At 67.7% G+C, this 19,946-nt stretch carries 22 protein-coding genes and 1 tRNA gene; 12 read left to right on the top strand and 11 right to left on the bottom strand.

Annotated features, from left to right (window positions below; all coding sequences use genetic code 11):
* Window positions 1-47: 47 nt before the first annotated feature.
* The gene (locus HWX31_RS20005) at window positions 48-719 is read left to right on the top strand and encodes a DUF2278 family protein (protein WP_174964709.1); all 672 of its coding nucleotides are present in this window, start codon (window positions 48-50) and stop codon (window positions 717-719) included.
* 30 nt (window positions 720-749) lie between these two features.
* On the opposite strand, the gene HWX31_RS20010 is transcribed toward HWX31_RS20005, so the two are convergent.
* The 3 genes from HWX31_RS20010 to HWX31_RS20020 form a co-directional block, all read right to left on the bottom strand.
* Complete coding sequence (locus HWX31_RS20010) at window positions 750-1,205, bottom strand: GNAT family acetyltransferase (RefSeq protein ID WP_059612828.1); 456 nt, start codon at window positions 1,203-1,205, stop codon at window positions 750-752.
* A 12-nt stretch (window positions 1,206-1,217) separates the two neighbouring features.
* On the bottom strand, window positions 1,218-2,402 hold the full coding sequence (locus HWX31_RS20015; RefSeq protein WP_059752540.1) for an acetylornithine transaminase: 1,185 nt from the start codon (window positions 2,400-2,402) through the stop codon (window positions 1,218-1,220).
* 293 nt (window positions 2,403-2,695) lie between these two features.
* Window positions 2,696-3,727: a CDP-6-deoxy-delta-3,4-glucoseen reductase gene (locus tag HWX31_RS20020; protein ID WP_174964708.1), complete on the bottom strand. Its 1,032-nt coding sequence runs from the start codon at window positions 3,725-3,727 to the stop codon at window positions 2,696-2,698.
* 105 nt (window positions 3,728-3,832) lie between these two features.
* Here HWX31_RS20020 and HWX31_RS20025 point away from each other — a divergent pair, with 105 nt between their 5' ends.
* Window positions 3,833-4,870, top strand: a complete 1,038-nt coding sequence (locus HWX31_RS20025; protein WP_174964707.1) for an NAD-dependent epimerase/dehydratase family protein — start codon at window positions 3,833-3,835, stop codon at window positions 4,868-4,870.
* On the opposite strand, the gene HWX31_RS20030 is transcribed toward HWX31_RS20025, so the two are convergent.
* Window positions 4,853-5,041 carry a hypothetical protein gene (locus tag HWX31_RS20030; RefSeq protein ID WP_010090958.1) on the bottom strand — a complete coding sequence of 63 codons (189 nt, stop codon included), beginning with the start codon at window positions 5,039-5,041 and terminating at the stop codon, window positions 4,853-4,855. The two genes, HWX31_RS20025 and HWX31_RS20030, sit on opposite strands and share 18 nt — an antisense overlap.
* A 106-nt stretch (window positions 5,042-5,147) precedes the next feature.
* Window positions 5,148-5,864 (bottom strand): pseudouridine synthase, encoded by a 717-nt coding sequence (locus tag HWX31_RS20035; protein WP_174964706.1) that lies wholly within the window; start codon window positions 5,862-5,864, stop codon window positions 5,148-5,150.
* A gap of 123 nt (window positions 5,865-5,987) precedes the next feature.
* On the opposite strand from HWX31_RS20035, the gene copC reads away from it, so the two are divergent.
* From copC to HWX31_RS20055, 4 genes are all read left to right on the top strand, one after another.
* Window positions 5,988-6,362 carry a copper homeostasis periplasmic binding protein CopC gene (gene copC, locus HWX31_RS20040; protein ID WP_059633412.1) on the top strand — a complete coding sequence of 125 codons (375 nt, stop codon included), beginning with the start codon at window positions 5,988-5,990 and terminating at the stop codon, window positions 6,360-6,362.
* Window positions 6,363-6,415: 53 nt separating this feature from the next.
* Window positions 6,416-6,928: a DinB family protein gene (locus HWX31_RS20045; protein ID WP_174964705.1), complete on the top strand. Its 513-nt coding sequence runs from the start codon at window positions 6,416-6,418 to the stop codon at window positions 6,926-6,928.
* 119 nt (window positions 6,929-7,047) lie between these two features.
* A complete protein-coding gene (locus HWX31_RS20050; RefSeq protein ID WP_174964704.1) occupies window positions 7,048-7,821 on the top strand; it encodes an SDR family oxidoreductase in 774 nt (257 codons plus the stop codon).
* 149 nt (window positions 7,822-7,970) lie between these two features.
* Window positions 7,971-8,891: a LysR family transcriptional regulator gene (locus HWX31_RS20055; protein WP_174964703.1), complete on the top strand. Its 921-nt coding sequence runs from the start codon at window positions 7,971-7,973 to the stop codon at window positions 8,889-8,891.
* A 34-nt stretch (window positions 8,892-8,925) separates the two neighbouring features.
* On the opposite strand, the gene HWX31_RS20060 is transcribed toward HWX31_RS20055, so the two are convergent.
* From HWX31_RS20060 to HWX31_RS20075, 4 genes are all read right to left on the bottom strand, one after another.
* Complete coding sequence (locus HWX31_RS20060) at window positions 8,926-9,093, bottom strand: hypothetical protein (protein WP_174964702.1); 168 nt, start codon at window positions 9,091-9,093, stop codon at window positions 8,926-8,928.
* Window positions 9,094-9,181: 88 nt separating this feature from the next.
* Window positions 9,182-10,543 (bottom strand): TAXI family TRAP transporter solute-binding subunit, encoded by a 1,362-nt coding sequence (locus HWX31_RS20065; protein WP_174964701.1) that lies wholly within the window; start codon window positions 10,541-10,543, stop codon window positions 9,182-9,184.
* 195 nt (window positions 10,544-10,738) lie between these two features.
* Window positions 10,739-10,823: transfer RNA gene (locus HWX31_RS20070), tRNA-Leu, on the bottom strand.
* 87 nt (window positions 10,824-10,910) lie between these two features.
* Window positions 10,911-11,852, bottom strand: coding sequence for a CysB family HTH-type transcriptional regulator (locus tag HWX31_RS20075; RefSeq protein ID WP_059612809.1), 942 nt, complete (start codon window positions 11,850-11,852; stop codon window positions 10,911-10,913).
* 215 nt (window positions 11,853-12,067) lie between these two features.
* Here HWX31_RS20075 and HWX31_RS20080 point away from each other — a divergent pair, with 215 nt between their 5' ends.
* The 6 genes from HWX31_RS20080 to cobA all read left to right on the top strand — a co-directional run bounded on the left by HWX31_RS20080 (window position 12,068) and on the right by cobA (window position 18,287).
* Window positions 12,068-13,747 (top strand): nitrite/sulfite reductase, encoded by a 1,680-nt coding sequence (locus tag HWX31_RS20080; RefSeq protein WP_174964700.1) that lies wholly within the window; start codon window positions 12,068-12,070, stop codon window positions 13,745-13,747.
* A gap of 25 nt (window positions 13,748-13,772) precedes the next feature.
* Window positions 13,773-14,330: a DUF934 domain-containing protein gene (locus tag HWX31_RS20085; protein WP_174964699.1), complete on the top strand. Its 558-nt coding sequence runs from the start codon at window positions 13,773-13,775 to the stop codon at window positions 14,328-14,330.
* Window positions 14,327-15,076, top strand: coding sequence for a phosphoadenylyl-sulfate reductase (locus HWX31_RS20090; protein WP_174964698.1), 750 nt, complete (start codon window positions 14,327-14,329; stop codon window positions 15,074-15,076). Before HWX31_RS20085 ends, HWX31_RS20090 begins: the two co-directional genes overlap by 4 nt.
* Before the next feature lie 76 nt (window positions 15,077-15,152).
* Window positions 15,153-16,115: a sulfate adenylyltransferase subunit CysD gene (cysD, locus tag HWX31_RS20095; RefSeq protein ID WP_174964697.1), complete on the top strand. Its 963-nt coding sequence runs from the start codon at window positions 15,153-15,155 to the stop codon at window positions 16,113-16,115.
* 22 nt (window positions 16,116-16,137) lie between these two features.
* Entirely contained in the window at window positions 16,138-17,454 is a 1,317-nt protein-coding gene (locus tag HWX31_RS20100; RefSeq protein ID WP_174964696.1) for a sulfate adenylyltransferase subunit 1, read from the top strand.
* 83 nt (window positions 17,455-17,537) lie between these two features.
* A complete protein-coding gene (cobA, locus tag HWX31_RS20105; RefSeq protein WP_059612799.1) occupies window positions 17,538-18,287 on the top strand; it encodes a uroporphyrinogen-III C-methyltransferase in 750 nt (249 codons plus the stop codon).
* Window positions 18,288-18,373: 86 nt separating this feature from the next.
* Here cobA and HWX31_RS20110 read toward each other — a convergent pair whose 3' ends face one another.
* A complete protein-coding gene (locus tag HWX31_RS20110; RefSeq protein WP_059656293.1) occupies window positions 18,374-18,769 on the bottom strand; it encodes a sirohydrochlorin chelatase in 396 nt (131 codons plus the stop codon).
* Window positions 18,770-18,795: 26 nt separating this feature from the next.
* Window positions 18,796-19,944 carry an LPS export ABC transporter permease LptG gene (lptG, locus tag HWX31_RS20115; RefSeq protein WP_174964695.1) on the bottom strand — a complete coding sequence of 383 codons (1,149 nt, stop codon included), beginning with the start codon at window positions 19,942-19,944 and terminating at the stop codon, window positions 18,796-18,798.
* Between the last annotated feature and the right edge of the window lie 2 nt (window positions 19,945-19,946).

A 19,946-nucleotide genomic window follows, 5' to 3' on the forward strand; every position in this document is an offset into this window, starting at 1 on the left:
TGCACGCGGCGTAGCATGGGAAGTCCATCGGCACACGGAGAACACGCATGAGCCTGGATTACGGTTTCGTGAAGGCGAAGGTCAAGGCAGTGGCGGGGCTGAAGGCGTTGCCGCACGGCAGCGAGATCCAGTACCACATCCACCTGACGCTCGCGCTGCCGGATGGCGACTGGGACGTCGCGATCAACGTCGGCACCAACGACGCGGACGACCTGTTGAACTACAAGCTCGTCTACGACTTCCATCACCCGATCACGCAGACGCTCGCCGACGCAACGCAGGGCTATGCCGATCTGACGGGGCAGGCCGCGCTGCCCGCGCTCGACTACCTGCGCAGCGACATCCTGAACGAGACCGGCGCGTGGCGCGCGAGCGACGTGATGGACGGCAGCGAGCACCCGGAGCCGATTCCGTCGCTGCTGCGCCTCGTCGAGGCCGCGCAGTCGCAGGGGCTGGACGTGGTCGTGTTCGGCCGCACGTACGTCGAAGGCAACGGCATCCACGACACGCACATGAACCAGGGCTCGTCGGGCCCGCACTTCCTGCATCGCGCGGGCGACGACCACAACGACCACAACGACATCTGGCAGGACGGCGCGCTGATCGTGCGCGTGAGCGGCACGCAGTGGGCCGCGTATTTCGCCGCGTTCGAACAGCAGACGGTGCCGACCGACGCGCTCGGCAATCCGCTGCCGGGCGCGGAGCCGATCACGCACTGACGCCGGCCGACGGTGCCGCCGGCGTGCGCGTCACGCCGCCGGCAGCGCCTTGCCGAACGAGATGCGTTCCTCGACGCGGTAGCCGAGCGCCGCATAGAAACGGCACGCGTCGTCGTTGCCGGGCAGCACCTGCAGGTTGACCTTCAGGCAGCCGCGCGCGGCGAGCGCGGCCTCTGCATGGGCGACCAGCGCGCGGCCGACGCCGAGCCGGCGCGCGTCGTGCGCGACGCCGAACGAGTACAGCCAGCCGCGATGCCCGTCGAAGCCCGCCATCAGCGTGCCCACGACGCGCGCGCCGCTGACCGCGACGAAGAACAGCTCCGGCTGCGTCGCGAGCTTCAGCTCGATCGACCGCAGCGGATCGCGGTGCGGCGGCGCGTCCGTCTCGCTGTACTGAGGGAACGCATCGCGCCAGACCGCGAGCACGGCGTCGGTATCGGCGCGATCGAACGGACGGATCGCAACGTCATCGGCGGCGGCATCCATCGCGCGGACTCCTCAGAGCGTGTCGAGAATCGAGCGCAGCATCGCCATCATCTGGTCGATTTCCTCGGTCGTCACGTTCAGCGCCGGCATGAAGCGCAGCAGGTTCGGGCGCGCCGCGTTGAGCAGCAGGCCGTCCGGCTGCATATCGCGCGCCTTCTCGACGATCTGCGGACCGATGTCCTTGCCGAGCAGCAGCGCGCGCAGCAGGCCCTCGCCGCGCTCGCCCTCGAAGCCGCGCTCCTCCGACAGCTCGAGCAGCTTGCGCTTCAGGTATTCGCCGCGCGCGCGCACGCCTTCGAGGAAGCCGGGCGCGACGAGCTGCGAGATCACCGAGTAGCCGGCCGCCGTCATCAGCGGGTTGCCGTTGTAGGTGCCGCCCTGGTCGCCGGCCTCGAACACCGCGACGTCGGCCTTCGACAGCAGTGCCGCGAGCGGCACGCCGCTGCCGATGCCCTTGCCGAGCGTCATGATGTCCGGCTCGATGTCGGCGAGCTCGTACGCGAACAGCGTGCCCGCGCGGCCGCAGCCGCTCTGCACTTCGTCGACGATCAGGAGCAGGTTGTGCTGCTTCGTCAGCGCGCGCAGCGCGCGCATGAATTCGCGGGTCGCGGGGATTACGCCGCCTTCGCCCTGGATCGGCTCGAGCATCACCGCGACGGTCTTCCCGTTGATCAGCTTCTCGACCGACTCGATGTTGTTCAGCTCGGCCTTCGGGAAGCCCGGCACCTGCGGCGCGTACAGCGTGTCCCAGCCCGGCTTGCCGCTCGCCGACATCGTCGCGAGCGTGCGGCCGTGGAAGCTGTGGTCGAACGTGATGATCTCGTATGCGCCGTCCTTGAACTTGCGGCCCCACTTGCGCGCGAGCTTGATCGCGCCTTCGTTCGCTTCGGCGCCGCTGTTCGTGAAGAACACCTTGTCGAACGCGCTGTGCTGCGTGAGCAGGCCCGCGAGCTTCGCCATCGGCTCGTTGTAGAACGCCGGCGACGGGTTCAGCAGCTTTTCCGCCTGCGACTTGAGCGCCTCGACGACGCCGTCGTTGCAGTGGCCGAGGCTGTTGACCGCCCAGCCCTGGATGAAATCCAGATAGCGCTTGCCGGTGTGATCGTAGAGCCATGAACCCTTGCCGTGCGTGAACACGATGTCGGGGCGGGTCGTGATGTACATCAGCGAGTCGATCGGATAATCGTTCAGGGGCATGACGGCAGACTCCTGCTGGAGGTCAAAGGGAAAAGGACAATAAAAAAGCCACGGGTGATGCCGTGGCTGGGTGGTTCGAACAGCTTGTGCGTAACCGGTGAAGCGGGGCAGGGGTTACGCGCGAGTCCGTGACGAGCCGGCGGCATCCGGGCGGAGCGGCGAGCGGCGACGTCGGAGAGTGGACAGGAAGCGGTTCATGTGCGCAAGCATACGGCATCCCGCATCCCACTGTAAACCGCCGCGATGCAACAAATGTGTCGCTGCGGCGTTGGGGCGCGGGAGCCGGCCCGGGCTCAGACCGGATGCGCGAGATCGGCGGCGCTCGTGAACGAGTCCGCGTAGAACTCGTCCGCGGGCAACCCGTGATGCTGCGTGAAGTCGCGCTGCGCGGACTCGACCATCACCGGCGCGCCGCACGCGTAGACCTGGTGCGCCGACAGGTCGGGCAGGTCCTCGATCACCGCGCGATGGACGAAGCCGGTGCGGCCGGTCCACTGGTCGGCGTCGTCCGGCTCGGACAGCACCGGCACGAACCGGAAGTTCGGAATCTCGCTCGCCCATTGCTCGGCGAGCTCGGCGAGGTAGATGTCCTTCTTGCGGCGCGCGCCCCAGTAGAGCGTCATCGGACGCGTGATGCCACGGTGCTTCACGTGCTCGATGATCGCCTTGATCGGCGCGAAGCCGGTGCCCGACGCGAGCAGCACGATCGGCTTGTCCGAATCCTCGCGCAGGAAGAACGTGCCGAGCGGGCCCTCGAAGCGCAGGATGTCGCGCTCCTTCATCGCGCCGAACACGTGGTCGGTGAACTTGCCGCCCGGCATGTGGCGGATGTGCAGCTCGACCGGACCTTCCTCGTGCGGCGCGTTCGCCATCGAGTAGCTGCGGCGCGAGCCGTCCTTCAGGATGAATTCGATGTACTGGCCCGCGAGGTACTGCAGCCGCTCGTTGGCCGGCAGCTGCAGCTTCAGCACCATCACGTCGTCGGCCTTGCGCTCGAGCGCGGCGATGCGGCACGGCAGCTTCTTGACCTGCACCCCGTCGACGCCGGCGATCTCGCGCACGTCGATCTCGAGATCGCATTGCGCCTTCGAGCAGCACAGCAGCGCGAGGCCGCGGGTGCGCTCGTCGTTGGACAGCGCCGACGCGGCGTGCGGGCCCTGCTCGATCTGGCCCGACACGATCTGCCCCTTGCAGGAGCCGCACGCGCCGTTCTTGCAGCCGTACGGCAGATGGACGTTCTGGCGCAGCGCGGCCGCCAGCACGGTTTCGTCCGACTCGACCTGGAATTGCCGGCCGCTTTGCTTGAGAGTGACGTTGAATGCCATAGAACCAACTAGAACAAAATGTGGGGACCGTGCATGTTGCGCACGGCAGCTACAATGCAACCCGTTGCGCGCCGCGCAACGGTGGCTACTGATTTCGCAAACATCATGATCGCGACACGAATCCTGCGCCGTCCGCGCGTGCTGATCGTCGGCTGCGGCGACGTCGGCCTGCGCTGCATCGCGCAATGGCGCGCGCGGCGCGGCGAGCTGCGGATCGTCGCGCTGACGAGCCATCCGGCCCGGCGTGACGAACTGCGCGCCGCGGGCGCGACGCCGATCGTCGGCGACCTCGACCGACCGTCGACGCTGGCCCGCCTCGCGGGGCTTGCTCCGCGCACGATCCTGCATCTCGCGCCGCCGCAGCCCGATGGCCGCGACGACCGGCGCACGCGTGCGCTCGTTGCCGCATTGACCGTGCCCGGGCGGCGGCTCGCGCAGCCCGCGCCGGCAACCGGCAGGCTGCGGGCCGCACGCGCGGCGCTGCGGCAGGCCGGCACGCCCTCGCGGGCAGCGCGTATTGTACCCGACGGTCTTCGCGCGCCCACGCTCGTCTACGCGAGCACGACCGGCGTGTATGGCGACTGCGGCGGCGCGCGCATCGACGAAACGCAGCCGCTCAATCCCGCCAATCCGCGCGCGTTGCGCCGGGTGTCGGCGGAGCGGCAACTGCGCGCCGCGACCGTGCGCGGCGGGCTGTCGGCGCGCATCGTCCGGATCCCCGGCATCTACGCGGCGAACCGGCTGCCGCTCGCGCGCCTCGAGCGCGGCACGCCGGCGCTTGCGCCGGCCGACGACGTCTACACGAACCACATCCATGCCGACGACCTCGCGACGATCCTGCTGTGCGCGGCCGCGCGCGGCAAGCCGTCGCGCGCCGTGCACGCGTCGGACGACAGCGAACTGCGGATGGGAGAGTATTTCGACCGGGTTGCGCAGGTGTTCGGCCTGCCGCCGCCGCCGCGCGTGAGCCGCGCCGACGCCGAGCGCCTGCTCGAGCCGACGCTCCTGTCGTTCATGCGCGAGTCGCGGCGGCTGTCCAACGCACGGCTCAAGCGCGAATTGTGCGTGACGTTGCGCTATCCGACCGTAGACGATTTCCTTCAAACGCTCGCGCCCGGCGGCGCGTCAGGTCAGCGCGGGTAACGCCTCGATCAGCAGGAAGCAGAGCAACGCGCCGATCAGCGCACCGATCAGGTTCGGATGGTATTTGTGCGTCGCGCGCATGAAGGCCAGCAGCCCGCCGATCGCAAGCGAGCCGACCACGGCGAACGCGATCATCACGTAGGACAGGTAGATCGAATCGGTGATGTGCATGATGTCTCCCCAGCATCGCTGTTCGTAACAGCTTGTAATTCGAGTATAGCGGGGGATCGGGCGGCCGCTGCGCGGCCGATCGCCGAACGGTCGTGCGGATTTTCCCTTACAGGGTTTTGACGGTATTGCGCAGCGCCGCCAGATCGGCCTCGCTCAACCAGCGCCAGGCGCCCGGCTCGAGGTCGGCCGGCAGCGCGAATCCGCCGATGCTTTCGCGGTGCAGCGCCACCACGCGATTGCTCGCCGCCGCGACCATCCGTTTCACCTGATGATATTTGCCTTCGAGCACGGTCAGCGCGAGCACGTGCGCGTCGCGCGCGTCGGCCGCGACCGCGGCGATCGGCTTCGGCTCGCCGTGCAGCTGGACGCCCGTGCGCAGCGCGTGCAGCTGCGCGTCGTCGAGCGGGTGACGCACGGTCGCGACGTAGGTCTTCGGCACCTTGCGCTTCGGCGACGTGTACGCGTGAACGAACTGGCCGTCGTCGGACAGCAGCAGCAGGCCGGTCGTGTCCTGGTCGAGGCGGCCGACGCACTGCACGCCGCGCGCGACGAGCGGCGGCGGCAACAGGCTGAACACGCTCGCGTGATGCTGCGGATCGCGCGAGCACTCGTAGCCCGCCGGCTTGTTCAGCGCGAGATACGCGCGGGCATGGAACGGCCATGCGACGCCGTCGACCGAAACGACCAGGCCGTCGGTGTCGAATTCGGCGTCGGGGTCGGTGCAGGGTGCGCCGGCGACCGCGACGCGCGCCGCCTCGACGAGGCCGCGGCACTGGCGGCGCGAGCCGAAGCCCTGGGTGAAGAGAATGCTTTCGAGATCCATAGCGCGCGCATTCTATCAAGCGGCGCCCGCTTGCCGGCACGACGGCGCGCGCGCTGGTAAGCTGCCGGAGCGCCGCGGGCGGCTCGCGCGCGCGGCATCCGATCCATCACCACGAACAAGAACATGACCTTCGATCTGCTCTCCCTCGGCCGCAAGGCGGCCGCCGTCGCGCTCGCGGCGACCGTGTCGACGGCCGCATTCGCGCATGCGCGGCCGGCGAAAACCGATCCGGCGGCCAACGCCGCGCTGGCCGTCGCACCGACCGCCGTCACGCTCGATTTCACCGAGACGCTCGAGCCGGCCTTCAGCTCGATCATCGTCGTCGACGGCGCCGGCAAGACGGTGTCGGACGGCAAGGCGAGCATCGAGGCCGCGAACCGCAAGCGGATGACGGTGCCGTTGTCCGCGCTCGGGGCGGGCGGCTATACCGTCAAATGGGTGGCTGTCGCGACGGACGGACACCGCACGCAAGGCACGTACCGCTTCAGCGTGAAATGACCGCAGTGGCGGGGTGGCGTCCGCTGCCCCGCATTCGACACGGAGACGCTCGCATGAACCCGACGACGCTTGACGCACTCGCCGATTTTCCCCGGCTGCTCGAAGCCCACTACGCGGCGGTGCCCGACGGGTATGCGCGCTGGACGCCCGGCGACTGGGAGGGCATTCCGAGCGAACGGTTTTCGCCGCTCGGGCAGCTTTGCCATGTGCGGGACATCGAGATCGACGGGTATCACGTGCGCTTGCGCCGGATGCTCGAGGAGGATCGGCCGCGGCTCGTGTCGCTCGACAGCGATGCGCTCGCGCTCGAGCGGCGCTACGACGATGCCGGCGCGTCCGACGTGCTTGCCGCGTTTCGCGAGGCCCGGCGCCGGACGGTCGACATCGTGTCGCGCCTCACGCCGGCCGAGCTGGCGCGCACCGGCGAATTCGACGGCTACGGTGCGCTGACGGTGCGCGGGCTCGTCCATTTCCTGTGCAGCCACGATCAGCAGCACCTGGCCGGGATGCAGTGGCTGCTCGGCAGGATCGACGCCGAGCGGCACGCGCGCCGAGCGTGCGCATGAGGCGCATGCGGCGCCGGATTGGCTCGAATTTCTGGATAATCCATCCAGCCCAAGCCGGCTGACCGGCCGTGTTGACCGGCCTACACTCGGAGCTTCGTTCAACGAGAAAGGAGTCAACCGTGGCCACTCATACGCTCGCAGGCAAGGTCGTCCTGATCGCAGGCGGCGCCAAGAACCTCGGAGGATTGATCGCGCGGGACCTGGCGGGCCATGGCGCGAAGGCGGTGGCGATCCATTACAACAGCGCGGCGACGCAGCCGCAGGCCGAGGAAACGGCCGCCGCGGTGCGGACGGCGGGCGCCGACGCCGCGACGTTCCAGGCCGACCTGACGACGGCCGGCGCGGTCGAGCAGCTGTTCGATGCGGTGAAGCAGCGCTTCGGCAGGATCGACATCGCGATCAACACCGTCGGCAAGGTGCTGAAGAAGCCGATCACCGAGATCACCGAAGCCGAGTATGACGAAATGTTCGCGGTCAACAGCAAGTCCGCGTTCTTCTTCATCAAGGAAGCGGGGCGGCATCTCGAGGATCACGGCAAGCTCGTCACGCTCGTGACGTCGCTGCTCGGCGCGTTCACGCCGTTCTACGCCGCTTACGAGGGCGCGAAGGCGCCGGTCGAGCACTTCACGCGCGCGGCGGCGAAGGAGTACGGCGCGCGCGGGATCTCGGTGACGGCCGTCGGGCCGGGCCCGATGGACACGCCGTTCTTCTATCCGGCCGAAGGCGCCGACGCGGTCGCGTACCACAAGACGGCAGCCGCGCTGTCGCCGTTCAGCAAGACCGGCCTGACCGACATCGAGGACGTCGTGCCGTTCATTCGCCACCTGGTGACCGACGGCTGGTGGATCACCGGCCAGACGATCCTGATCAACGGCGGCTATACGACCAAGTAATCGACCCGGTAATCGACCGGGCGGGTCCGTGCACCGCAATGGCCGGTTTGCGTGGACAATGGACGGGCGCGCGGGCATCACGGCCGCGCGCCTTTTTCGCATCCGGCGCGCCGGACGACGGCGGGCGCCCGAACCCACGCTACTTGCCGATGGACAAGCTGGACCAGGTCAGGATCTTCCTTCAGGTTGCCGAGATGGGCAGCTTCATCAAGGCGGCGCACGCGCTCGACGTGCCGCGCGCGACCGTGTCGGCGGCCGTCCAGCAGCTCGAGGCGGGCTTCGGCACGCGCCTCCTGCATCGCACGACGCGGCAGGTGCAGCTGACCGCCGACGGCGCGCTGCTGCTCGAGCGCGGCCGGCGCCTGCTCGCCGAGGCCGACGAGCTCGACCGCCTGTTTCACGGTCGCGACCGGGACGTGGTCGGGCGGCTCAACGTCGACGTGCCGAGCCGGATCGCGCGCCGCGTGATCGCGCCCGCGCTGCCGTCGCTGTTCCGGCGTCATCCGAAGCTGCAGCTGTCGCTCGGCTCCACCGACCGCTCGATCGACCTCGTGCAGGAGGGCGTCGATTGCGCGATCCGGGTCGGCCGGCTCGCGGACAGCAGTCTCGTCGTGCGGCCGCTCGGGCAATTCGTGCTGATCAACTGCGCGAGCCCCGCCTACCTGCGCGAATGCGGCGTGCCCGAGCATCCCGATGCGCTCGCGCGCGGGCACCACGCGGTCGGCTACGCATCGCCGACGACGGGCCGCGAACTGCCGTGGGAAGTGTGCGAGCACGGCGCGGTGCGCCAGTTCGCGTTGCCGAGCCGCGTGATCGTCAACAACGCGGAGACCTACATCGCGAGTTGCATCGCGGGGATGGGGCTGATCCAGATTCCGCGCTTCGACGTCGCGGATCTGCTCGCCGGCGGCGCGCTCGTCGAGGTGATGCCGGGGCATCGCGCCGCGCCGATGGACGTGTCGGCCGTGTATCCGCATCGCCGGCACCGGTCGCGCCGGCTCAATGCGTTCATCGAGTGGTTCGCGGAGCTGATGGGCGACGCGCTGGGGGAGCTGGCGCGCGGCGGGTGACCGGCGTGATACGGCAGGCGCGTGCGCCGCGCGCTCATTCGGTGCGATGCGGGACGTTGTCCGGGAACGGATAGGGGGCGTGCGGGCCCGGCCAGTCCGGCACGGGCGGCTGGCTCAGGATGTCGCAGCCGTACAGCGCGAACCAGAGCGCGGACGCCAGCAGACCCGCGCAGATCCGTTTCGACGTTGCTCGCAGGGACATAGGCCGCCTCCGTGCTGCGTTGTGCCTGTTGCTTGGACAATCGGGCAGGCCGGTGCGTTGCGCTGCGAGCGCGTAAGCGCTTGGGACGTCATCGTCTTTCAGTTGCGGCGGAGGCGGGGCGTCTGATTTCGGTGGAAATGCGCTCCCTTACGACGCCGATCGCCTGCTTGAGCGCGTACAGGTCCCGAAAGTAGCGCTTCGGCATGCGCATCTGACTGGCGTGCGCATCGATGTCATCGATTTCCCGGTTCCAGCGCGCGATCTGGTCACGGGTCGGCTGCCGGTTGGCCCAGATTTCGTCATCCAGCAGCTTGAGCTCCCCGTAGCAGATCAGCAGCCGCTTTTTCAGATGCGCCTCCACCATGCGCGGCAATACCTGCAACAGGCCCAGGAGCAATGCCGCAAAAGGAACCAGGACGAGCAGGCGCCGTTCGATGAAGCTGGCCAGCCAGAATGGCAGGTAGCGCTGCAGAAGGGGACGGCCGGATTTGAAGTAGCGCGTGCTTTCGTCCGCAATCGGAAATTCCTCGGTGTTCAGGTTGGGGAACGTGCCGATCGGGGTGAAGTAGTCCTCGTGGCCGTGGACCATTTTGGCGACATCGAGCAGCAGATAGACGAAGGCGGGATGCAGTGTGTCTTTCGCCACGAGCAGCGCCGTGGCGGCCAACAGCGTGACGTCTGCCTGCGGCCGATCGTCGGCGACGCTGGTCGACGCGCGCGGATAGACGATCTTGGACAGGGATGGAAACTTCTGCGCGAGCGCGTCTGCCTGCGCGAAACTCATCAGCTTCAGGTCGCTGTTGAGCAAGGTTTGCTGCATCGGCGCGTCGGGCCGGCCGATGAAAAAAGCGGCATCCAGCTGCCCGTGCTCGAGGCGCTGATAGGCGGTGGCCGCATCCACTTGAGCGAGGGTCGTATTGTCCCGTGTGATGCCGCTATAGCCGAGCAGGACGAGGGAGACATTGAGCAGGCCGCTGCCGGGCACGCCGATGCCTACCCGTTTGCCGCGCAGTTGCGACAGCCGGTCGACCGTCGTGCTGCCGCGATAGAACACCCAGATCGGCTCATACGAGACGGCGGCGATGGTCTGCAGGTGGTCCAGCTCCTTCGGCGTCGTCGTGCCCGATTGAATGAAACCCACTTCGTACTCGCTGTCGGGCTTCGTCAACCGCTCGTAATTCTCGATCGAGCCGGAGGAGCTGCGGATATCGAGCGTGATGCCGTCGCGCTTGAGGATCGCGGCGTAGCGATCTGCGAAGCCGCGATAGATGCCGTTGTCGGCGCCCGTCGTCATGACGATCGTATGGCGCAACGCAGGCTGGATGACGCTGACGAGCACCCATCCCAGCCCGGCCAGGATCAATGCGGTACCGGCCACGACGAGGTACCGGCGTACCGGCGACGCGGACGGTTTCTCGTGCCGGCGAAGCGCTCCGTGATCACTGGGCATCGTTGGGTCTTCTCTCGTCGGGCCTCGTGTGGGCCGCCTGGTCAACGTCGGAGGTCTGTCAGGGGTCTTGAGGTTGATCGTGACGGTTTTCTTGCGCAGTCGCGCCGCAGGACGGCAACTTCCGCTGAAATTACCACAGAAACGCGTGCTGGAAGACTGGGGAGCCTTGGCTGATAAGGCTTTGAAGGGATTTGATGGTGCCCAGGGCCGGAATCGAACCGGCACGCCTTGCGGCGGGGGATTTTGAGTCCCCTGCGTCTACCAATTTCACCACCTGGGCTTTTCCGGACCGCGCATGCAATTGCGCGCGGCGAAAGGGCGCATTATCGCTGAAAATGCGGGGCCGGGCAAGCAGCCCGGCCGCCGGTCAAAGCTCGTACGACTCGGCTTCGCCCTTGAGCGCCTGCTCGATCAGCTTGCGGTTCAGCGTCGGCGACAGCAGCTCGACGAGCGTGTACACATAGCTGCGCAGGTACGCGCCCTGCTTGAGCGCGACGCGCGTGACGTTGCTGCCGAACAGGTGGCCGACCGGAATCAGCCGCAGGTTGCGGTCGCGCTCCGGGTTGAACGCGATGTCGGCCATGATCCCGACGCCGAGGCCGAGCTCGACGTAGGTCTTGATCACGTCGGCGTCGATCGCCTCGAGCACGATGTCCGGCGACAGCCCGCGCAGCGCGAACGCATGGTTGATCTTCCTGCGGCCGGCGAACGCGTCGTCGTAGGTGATCAGCGGGTACTGCGCGAGATCGTCGAGCGTCGGCGTCTTGCGCTCGAGCAGCGGATGATCGGCGGGCACCACGGCCGCGTGATGCCACTGGAAGCAGGGCAGCGACACGAGCTCCTTGTAATCCGCGATCGCCTCGGTCGCGATCGCGAGATCGGCCTGGTCGTGGATCACCATCTCGGCGACCTGCGTCGGGCTGCCCTGCAGGATCGACAGGTGCACCTTCGGGAAGCGCTTCTTGAATTCGGCGATCGCGGCCGGCAGCGAGTAGCGGGCCTGCGTGTGGGTGGCCGCGATCGTCAGGTTGCCCTGATCCTGCGCGGCGTAATCCTTTCCGACCCTTTTCAGGCTTTCGACCTCCTGGAGGATCCGCTCGACCGACGCGAGAATGATCCGCCCCGGTTCGGTGAGCGAACGCACGCGCTTGCCGTGCCGCGTGAAGATCTCCACGCCGAGCTCGTCCTCGAGCTCGATGATCGCCTTCGACACGCCCGGCTGCGACGTGTACAGCGCCTTGGCGGCCTCGGTGAGGTTGAAATTCTGCCGGACGGCCTCGCGCACGAAGCGAAATTGGTGCAGGTTCATTTATAACCCTTCCGCATATCAACAGAATTTTTTAGTCGTTTGAAATATAAGGGGAGTTTATTACGATTCACCCGAGTTTTTCAAATATGGATATCTGTTTTCGTCATTAGCAATCCACCGGCCCGCGGATGGCCGGGCGCGGCGGCGAAACGGAGATTCGGGCGCGACGTGGCTAGGACGTCGCGCGGTCAACACGAAAACCCTGGGGTCCCCGAATGTATCAGTACGACCAGTACGACCAGACGATCGTCGACGAGCGTGTCGCGCAGTACCGCGATCAGGTGCGCCGCCGCTTGTCGGGCGAGTTGAGCGAAGACGAGTTCCGTCCGCTGCGCCTGCAGAACGGCCTGTACATGCAGCGTCACGCATACATGCACCGCATCGCGATTCCGTACGGCAACCTGCGCAGCGACCAGCTGCGGATGCTGGCCCGCATCGCGCGCGAGCACGACCGCGGCTACGGCCACTTCTCGACCCGCTCGAACATCCAGTTCAACTGGGTCCAGCTGGAAGACACGCCCGAGATCCTCGCGAAGCTCGCGTCGGTGCAGATGCATGCGATCCAGACATCGGGCAACTGCATCCGCAACATCACGGCCGATCAGTTCGCCGGTGTGGCTCAAGACGAGGAGATCGATCCGCGCCCGTGGTCGGAAATCCTCCGCCAGTGGTCGACGTTCCATCCCGAATTCGCATGGCTGCCGCGCAAGTTCAAGATCGCGGTGTCGGGCTCGAAGGACGACCGCGCGGCCGTGCAGATCCACGACCTCGGCGTGTACCTGAAGAAGAACGCGCAGGGCGAGGTGGTCGCGAGCATCCTCGCGGGCGGCGGCCTCGGCCGCACGCCGATCGTCGGCGCGGTGATCAAGGAAGACCTGCCGTGGCAGCACCTGCTGACCTACTGCGAAGCCGTGCTGCGCGTGTACAACCGCTACGGCCGCCGCGACAACCTGTACAAGGCCCGGATCAAGATCCTCGTGAAGGCGCTGTCGCCGGCGAAGTTCGCGCAGCAGGTCGAAGAAGAGTGGCAGCACCTGAAGGACGGCCCGTCGACGCTCACGCAGGCGGAGCTCGACCGCGTGTCGCAGTATTTCCTGCCGCCCGTCTATGAAAAGCTCGCCGACACCGACGCGTCGTTCGAGCAGCACCTGCTCGAGAACAAGGCGTTCGCGCGCTGGGTCGAGCGCAACGTCGCGCCGCACAAGGTGCCCGGCTATGCGGCCGTCACGCTGTCGCTGAAGAATCATCGCATCGCCCCGGGCGACGCGACCGACGCGCAGATGGAGCAGGTTGCCGACTGGGCGGACGCCTACTCGTTCGGCGAGCTGCGCGTGTCGCACGAGCAGAACCTGATCCTCGCGAACGTGAAGAAGCGCGACCTGTTCGCCGTGTGGGAAAAGGCGAAGGCGGCCGGTTTCGCGACGCCGAACGTCGGCCTGCTGACCGATATCATCGCGTGCCCGGGCGGCGACTTCTGCTCGCTCGCGAACGCGAAGTCGATCCCGATCGCGCTGGCGATCCAGCAGCGCTTCGACGATCTCGACTACGTGTACGACCTCGGCGACCTGTCGCTGAACATTTCCGGTTGCATGAACTCGTGCGGCCATCACCACGTCGGCAACATCGGCATCCTCGGCGTCGACAAGGACGGCGCCGAGTGGTACCAGGTGTCGCTCGGCGGCGAGCAGGGCACGGGCCGCAACGGCGCGCGCCTCGGCCGCGTGATCGGCCCGTCGTTCTCGGCGGAGGAAGTGCCGGACGTGATCGCGAAGCTGATCGACACGTTCGTCGAGTCGCGCGCCGACGGCGAGCGCTTCATCGACACGTATGATCGCATCGGCATCGCGCCGTTCAAGGAGCGCGTCTACGCGGCGCGCCAGGCGGTGAACGCGTAACCAACCGGGTAGAAGGAATTTGCAGATGGCTTCGATTATCAAGAACCGCGCAGTGATCGACGATGCATGGCAGGTCGTGCGCGCGGCGGAAGACGGCGCGCTGCCCGCGGTCGACGCGTTGCCGGCCGGCAAGGTGCTGGTGCCGCTCGCGCTGTGGCAGGCCGAGCGCGCGGCGCTCGTCGCCGCGAAGACGAAGGACGAGCTCGGCGTGTGGCTCGCGCCGGACAGCGAGCCGGCCGATCTCGCCGCCGACTTCGACGCGATCTCGCTGATCGGCGTCGAGTTCCCGCGCTTCGCGGACGGCCGCGGCTACAGCATCGCGCGCCTGCTGCGCGAGCGCCACGGCTGGACGGGCGAGCTGCGCGCGATCGGCGACGTGCTGCGCGACCAGCTGCTGTACATGTCGCGCTGCGGCTTCGACGCGTTCGCGGTGCGCGCGGACAAGGACATCCACGACGCGCTGAACGCGTTCGGCGAATTCTCGCAACGCTATCAGGGCGCGTTCGACGAGCCCGCGCCGCTGTTTCGCCGCCGCGCCGCGACGCCCGACATAGCGACGCCCACAGCGAAGGTGACCGCATGAGCGACGCCAACACCACCGCGCTGACCCCGGAACTCGCCGCAAAGGTCGAACGGCTCGACGCGCTGCTCGCGCAGATCGCCGCGCGCCACCCGAACGTGAAATTCGCGAGCAGCCTTGCGGCGGAAGACATGCTCGTCACGCACGCGATCCTGTCGAAAGGCGTGGCGATCGGCATCTTCTCGCTGAACACGGGCCGCCTGCACGCGGAGACGCTCGGCATGATCGACCGCGTGCGCGAACGCTACGGCTACGAGATCGATCAGTTCCACCCGCAGCAGGACGCGGTCGACCAGTACGTCGCCGACCACGGCCTGAATGCGTTCTACGAGAGCGTCGAGCTGCGCAAGTCGTGCTGCCACATCCGCAAGGTCGAGCCGCTGAACCGTGCGCTCTCCGACGTCGATGCGTGGGTCACCGGCCAGCGCCGCGAGCAGTCGGTCACGCGCGCGGAGCTGCACGAGCAAGAGCAGGACGAAGCACGCGGGATCGCGAAGTACAACCCGCTCGCCGACTGGACGGAAAGCGAAGTGTGGGCGTACCTGAAGGCGTTCGACGTGCCGGTCAATCCGCTGCATGCGCGCGGCTACCCGAGCATCGGCTGCGAGCCCTGCACGCGGGCGATCCGCCCCGGCGAGGACAGCCGGGCCGGCCGCTGGTGGTGGGAGTCGCGCGACACGAAGGAATGCGGGCTGCACATCACGATCACGCCGATTCCCGCGACGTCCGATGCAAGCGCCGCGCACTGAGCGCCCTACAAGAAACTGAATATTGCGCCGCTCGCGAAAGCGGGCGGCACGAACCCGGAAGAGAAGGACTGAAATCATGAGCACGACGCTCGAGCAATCCGCCTTTGTCCCGCCCACCGGCGACAGCAGCCGCATGGGCCACCTCGACTGGCTCGAGGCCGAGTCGATCCACATCCTGCGCGAGCTGGTCGCCGAGTGCAGCAAGCCGGCGCTGCTGTTCTCGGGCGGCAAGGATTCGGTCGTCGTGCTGCATCTCGCGCTGAAGGCGTTCGGCCTCGGCGCGAATCGCAAGACGTCGCTGCCGTTCCCGCTCGTGCACATCGACACGGGCCACAACTACGACGAAGTGATCGACTTCCGCGACCGCCGCGCGCAGGAAATCGGCGCGGAGCTGATCGTCGGCCACGTCGAGGATTCGATCAAGCGCGGCACGGTCGTGCTGCGCCGCGAAACCGATTCGCGCAACGCCGCGCAGGCCGTCACGCTGCTCGAGACGATCGAGCAGCACGGCTACACCGCGATGATCGGCGGCGCGCGCCGCGACGAAGAGAAGGCGCGTGCGAAGGAACGCATCTTCTCGTTCCGCGACGAATTCGGCCAGTGGGACCCGAAGGCGCAGCGCCCGGAGCTGTGGAGCCTGTACAACGCACGCCTGCACAACGGCGAGCACCTGCGCGTGTTCCCGATCTCGAACTGGACCGAGCTCGACGTGTGGCAGTACATCGCCCGCGAGAACCTCGAGCTGCCGTCGATCTACTACGCGCACCAGCGCGAGATCGTGCGCCGCAACGGGCTGCTCGTGCCGGTCACGCCGCTTACGCCGATGCGTGAAGGCGAGACGAGCGAAGTCGCACAGGTGCGCTTCCGCACGGTCGGCGACATCAGCTGCACGTGCCCGGTCGAGAGCGACGCGGACGACGTCGAGAAGATCATCGCCGAGACGGCGGTGACCGAGATCACCGAGCGCGGCGCGACCCGGATGGACGACCAGACCTCCGAAGCCGCGATGGAACAGCGCAAGAAGCAAGGTTATTTCTGAAGCACACGAGGACATTCACATCATGAGCATCATCGAGAACAACGAAGACCTCGGCGTGCTGCGCTTCATCACCGCGGGCAGCGTCGACGACGGCAAGAGCACGCTGATCGGCCGCCTGCTGTACGACAGCAAGGCCGTGTTGTCCGACCAGCTGTCCGCGCTGTCGCGCGCGAAGAACAAGCGCACGGTCGGCGACGAGCTCGACCTCGCGCTCCTGACCGACGGGCTGGAAGCCGAGCGTGAGCAGGGCATCACGATCGACGTCGCGTACCGCTACTTCGCGACCGCGAAGCGCAAGTTCATCATCGCCGACACGCCGGGCCACGAGCAGTACACGCGCAACATGGTGACGGGCGCGTCGACCGCGCACGCGGCGATCATCCTGATCGACGCGACGCGCGTGACGGTCGAGAACGGCGTCGCCGAGCTGCTGCCGCAGACCAAGCGCCACAGCGCGATCGTCAAGCTGCTCGCGCTGCAGCACGTGATCGTCGCGATCAACAAGATGGACCTGGTCGACTACAGCGAAGCGCGCTTCAACGAGATCCGCGACGCGTACGTGACGCTCGCGCAGCAGCTCGGCCTCGCCGACGTGCGCTTCGTGCCGGTGTCGGCGCTCAAGGGCGACAACATCGTCGGCGCGAGCGAGCGCATGCCATGGTATGCGGGCGAGCCGCTGCTCGACGTGCTCGAGTCGCTGCCCGTCGAGACGCAGGCGCACGACGCGCTGCGCTTCCCGGTGCAGTGGGTCGCGCGCCAGGACGGCAGCTCGGCGGACGATTTCCGCGGCTACATGGGCCGCCTCGAGTCGGGCGAAGTGAAGGTCGGCGACGAGATCGTCGTGCTGCCGTCGAACCGCAGCGCGACGGTCGCCGAGATCATCGCGCCGGTGCCGGGCGGCACCGCGGCCGTCGAACAGGCGTTCGCGGGCCAGACGGTGACGATCCGCCTCGCGCAAGACGTCGACGTGTCGCGCGGCGACATGTTCGTCGCGGTCGCGCAGACGGTCGCGCCGGCGAAGAAGCTCGAGGCGGACCTGTGCTGGTTCGACGAAGCGCCGCTGTCGCCGCAGCGCAAGTACCTGCTGAAGCAGACCACGAGCACGGTGTTCGCGAAGATCGGCGCGGTCAAGCAGGTGCTCGACGTGCACACGCTGTCGCACGCGACCGACCGTCACGAGCTGAAGATGAACGACATCGGCCGCGTCGCATTGACGCTGCAGAAGCCGATCGTGTGCGACACGTACGACGCGCATCCGGGCACGGGCGCGTTCGTGCTGATCGACGAGGCGACGCATCACACGGTCGCCGCGGGCATGATCCGGGCGTTTTCGGCATAAGCGGGAAACTGCGCGGCGAACCGCGCCGCCTTTCGGGCGGCGCGGGCCGATGCCGGCGCCCGCGGACAAGCGAAGCGAAGAATATGGGCAAGGTATATCTGATCGGAGCCGGGCCGGGCGCGGCGGACCTCATCACGGTGCGCGGCGCGCGGCTGCTCGCGCAGGCCGACGTCGTGCTGCACGACGCGCTCGTCGAGCCCGCGATGCTCGACTACGCGCCGAACGCGCGCAGGATCGCGGTCGGCAAGCGCTGCGGGCAGCGCTCGACCGCGCAGCAGTTCATCAACAAGCAGATCGTCGACGCGGCGCGCGAGCATGCGTGCGTCGTGCGGCTGAAGGGCGGCGATCCGATGCTGTTCGGCCGCGCGGACGAAGAGATGCGTGCGCTCGAAGCGGCGGGCATCGACTACGAGATCGTGCCGGGGATCACCGCGGCGCTGGCCGGCGCGGCGACGCTGAAGCGCTCGCTGACGCTGCGCGGCGTCGCGCGCAGCGTCGCGTTCGCGACGCACAGCCGCGCGCCGGGCAGCGACGAGATTCGCGAAGCTGCGCGCGCCGATTCGATCGTCTACTACATGGGCCGCGACAGCGCGCCGGGCATCGCGCAGGAACTGATCGACGCGGGCCGCGCGAGCGCGACGCCGGTCGCGATCGTCGAGGCATGCAGCACCGCGCGCGAGCGCACGCTGACGCTGACGCTCGGCGAGATGGCGGCGGGCGCGGCGCAGGCGTGGCTCGATCCGGCGCAGCCGAGCCTGCTGATGATCGGCGATGCGTTTGCCGAACGCGGAGCGCATGCGAAACGCGCCGGCGGGATGCGCGACGCGGCCTGAGCGGAGCAGGGCGTCCGAAACGAAAAAGCGCTGGCCTGGTTGGCCAGCGCTTTTTTCTTGTGCGGCAGGTGGGGCAGGCGCAGCGCCTACGCGCCGTCGTCCAGCTGGTCGAGGCAATAGCGCGCGATCGCGTCGAGCACGCCGTCGTCCTCGCCGACCGCGGTCGCGCAGCGAATCTCGACGCCCGGATGCGCGGCGCGGCACGCATCGACGAGCTGCGGCAGGTCGCGCCGGATGTGGCCGCCCTGGCCGAAGAACACCGGTACCACGGTGATGCGCGTGCAGCCGGCCGCGGCTTGCGCGGCGACCGCGGTGTCGAGCGACGGCGTCATCAGCTCGAGAAACGCGAGCGATACGGGCGAAGCGGAAGAAGCGGGCGCGCCGCGCGCGGCGCGCAGCCGTGCGGCGAGCCGCTCGAACGGCTCCGCCCAGCGCGGATCGCGGGCGCCGTGAGCGAACAGGACGATGCCGTGCGAATCCATGTCGAACTCCGTCGCGAGGCCGGCGCTCAGTGCCGGTCGACCCATTTGAGCGCGAACAGGCCGAGCCCCAGGTAGAGCAGGCCGGGGAGCGCCGCCGTCAGCGGCGCGGGCCATGTATTCAGCGTGCCCATGTGCGAGAACAGCGTATTGAGCAGCTGGAAGCTCATGCCGAGCATGATGCCGCCGAACACCTTCACGCCGACCACGCCCGCGCGCGTATGCAGGTACGCGAACGGCAGCGACAGCACCAGCATCACGAACACCGCGAACGGATACAGCAGCTTGCGCCACAGCGCGATGTCATAGCGCTGCGTGTCCTGCTGGTTCTCCTTCAGGTGCTGGATGTAGCGGAACAGGTTGATCAGCGACATCCGTTCCGGCGACACGAGCAGCACCGACAGGATCTGCGGCGTCAGGTCCGAGCGCAGCCGGAACTCGGGCAGCGTGACCTGCTGCGACCGGTACACGGGGTTCAGCGCGTCGGCGGGCTGGCCGCTGATCGGCTTGATCGGCGTGAGCTCGGTCTCGGTGACGCCCGTCAGCAGCCAGTGGCCGGGCGCCTCGTAGCGGCCCGTCTGCGCGATGCGCACGTTCTGCAGCTGGAATTTCGAATCGAATTCGTAGATCCGCACGTTGCTGATCGTCGAATCCGGCGACAGGCTGCCGACGTTGACGAAGCGCGTGACCTGCTCGCCGTTGTCGCGCGCGGCGAGCGTGTCCTTCACCCACACGCCGGACTGGAAGTTCGACGACACCGACGCGCCGAGCGCCTGCAGCCGCACGCGCTCGGACAGCTGGTCGGCGTAGGGGCCGACGAATTCGCCGATCAGGTAGGTGACGATCACGAGCGGCACGCCGATCTTCAGCAGCGAGCGCAACGCCTGGTTGGTCGCGAGGCCCGACACGCGGAAGATCGTGAATTCCGAGTTCGCGGCCATCTGCGCGAACACGTAGATCGCGCTGATCAGCGCGGCGACCGGAATGATCTCGTAGAAGCGCGACGGCGTCTGCAGCGCGACGCGCAGCACCGCGTAGCCGAACTTGTAGTTGCCGTGCCCGACCGAGTTCAGCTCGTTGATCAGGTCGAAGAAGAAGAACAGGCCCGAGAACGCGAACAGGATGAAGACGAACGTGACGTAGATCTGCCGCGCGAAGTACTTTTCAAAGAGCCGCATCG

This window comes from Burkholderia ubonensis (assembly GCF_902833085.1).
In the GTDB taxonomy this organism is placed as follows: domain Bacteria; phylum Pseudomonadota; class Gammaproteobacteria; order Burkholderiales; family Burkholderiaceae; genus Burkholderia; species Burkholderia ubonensis.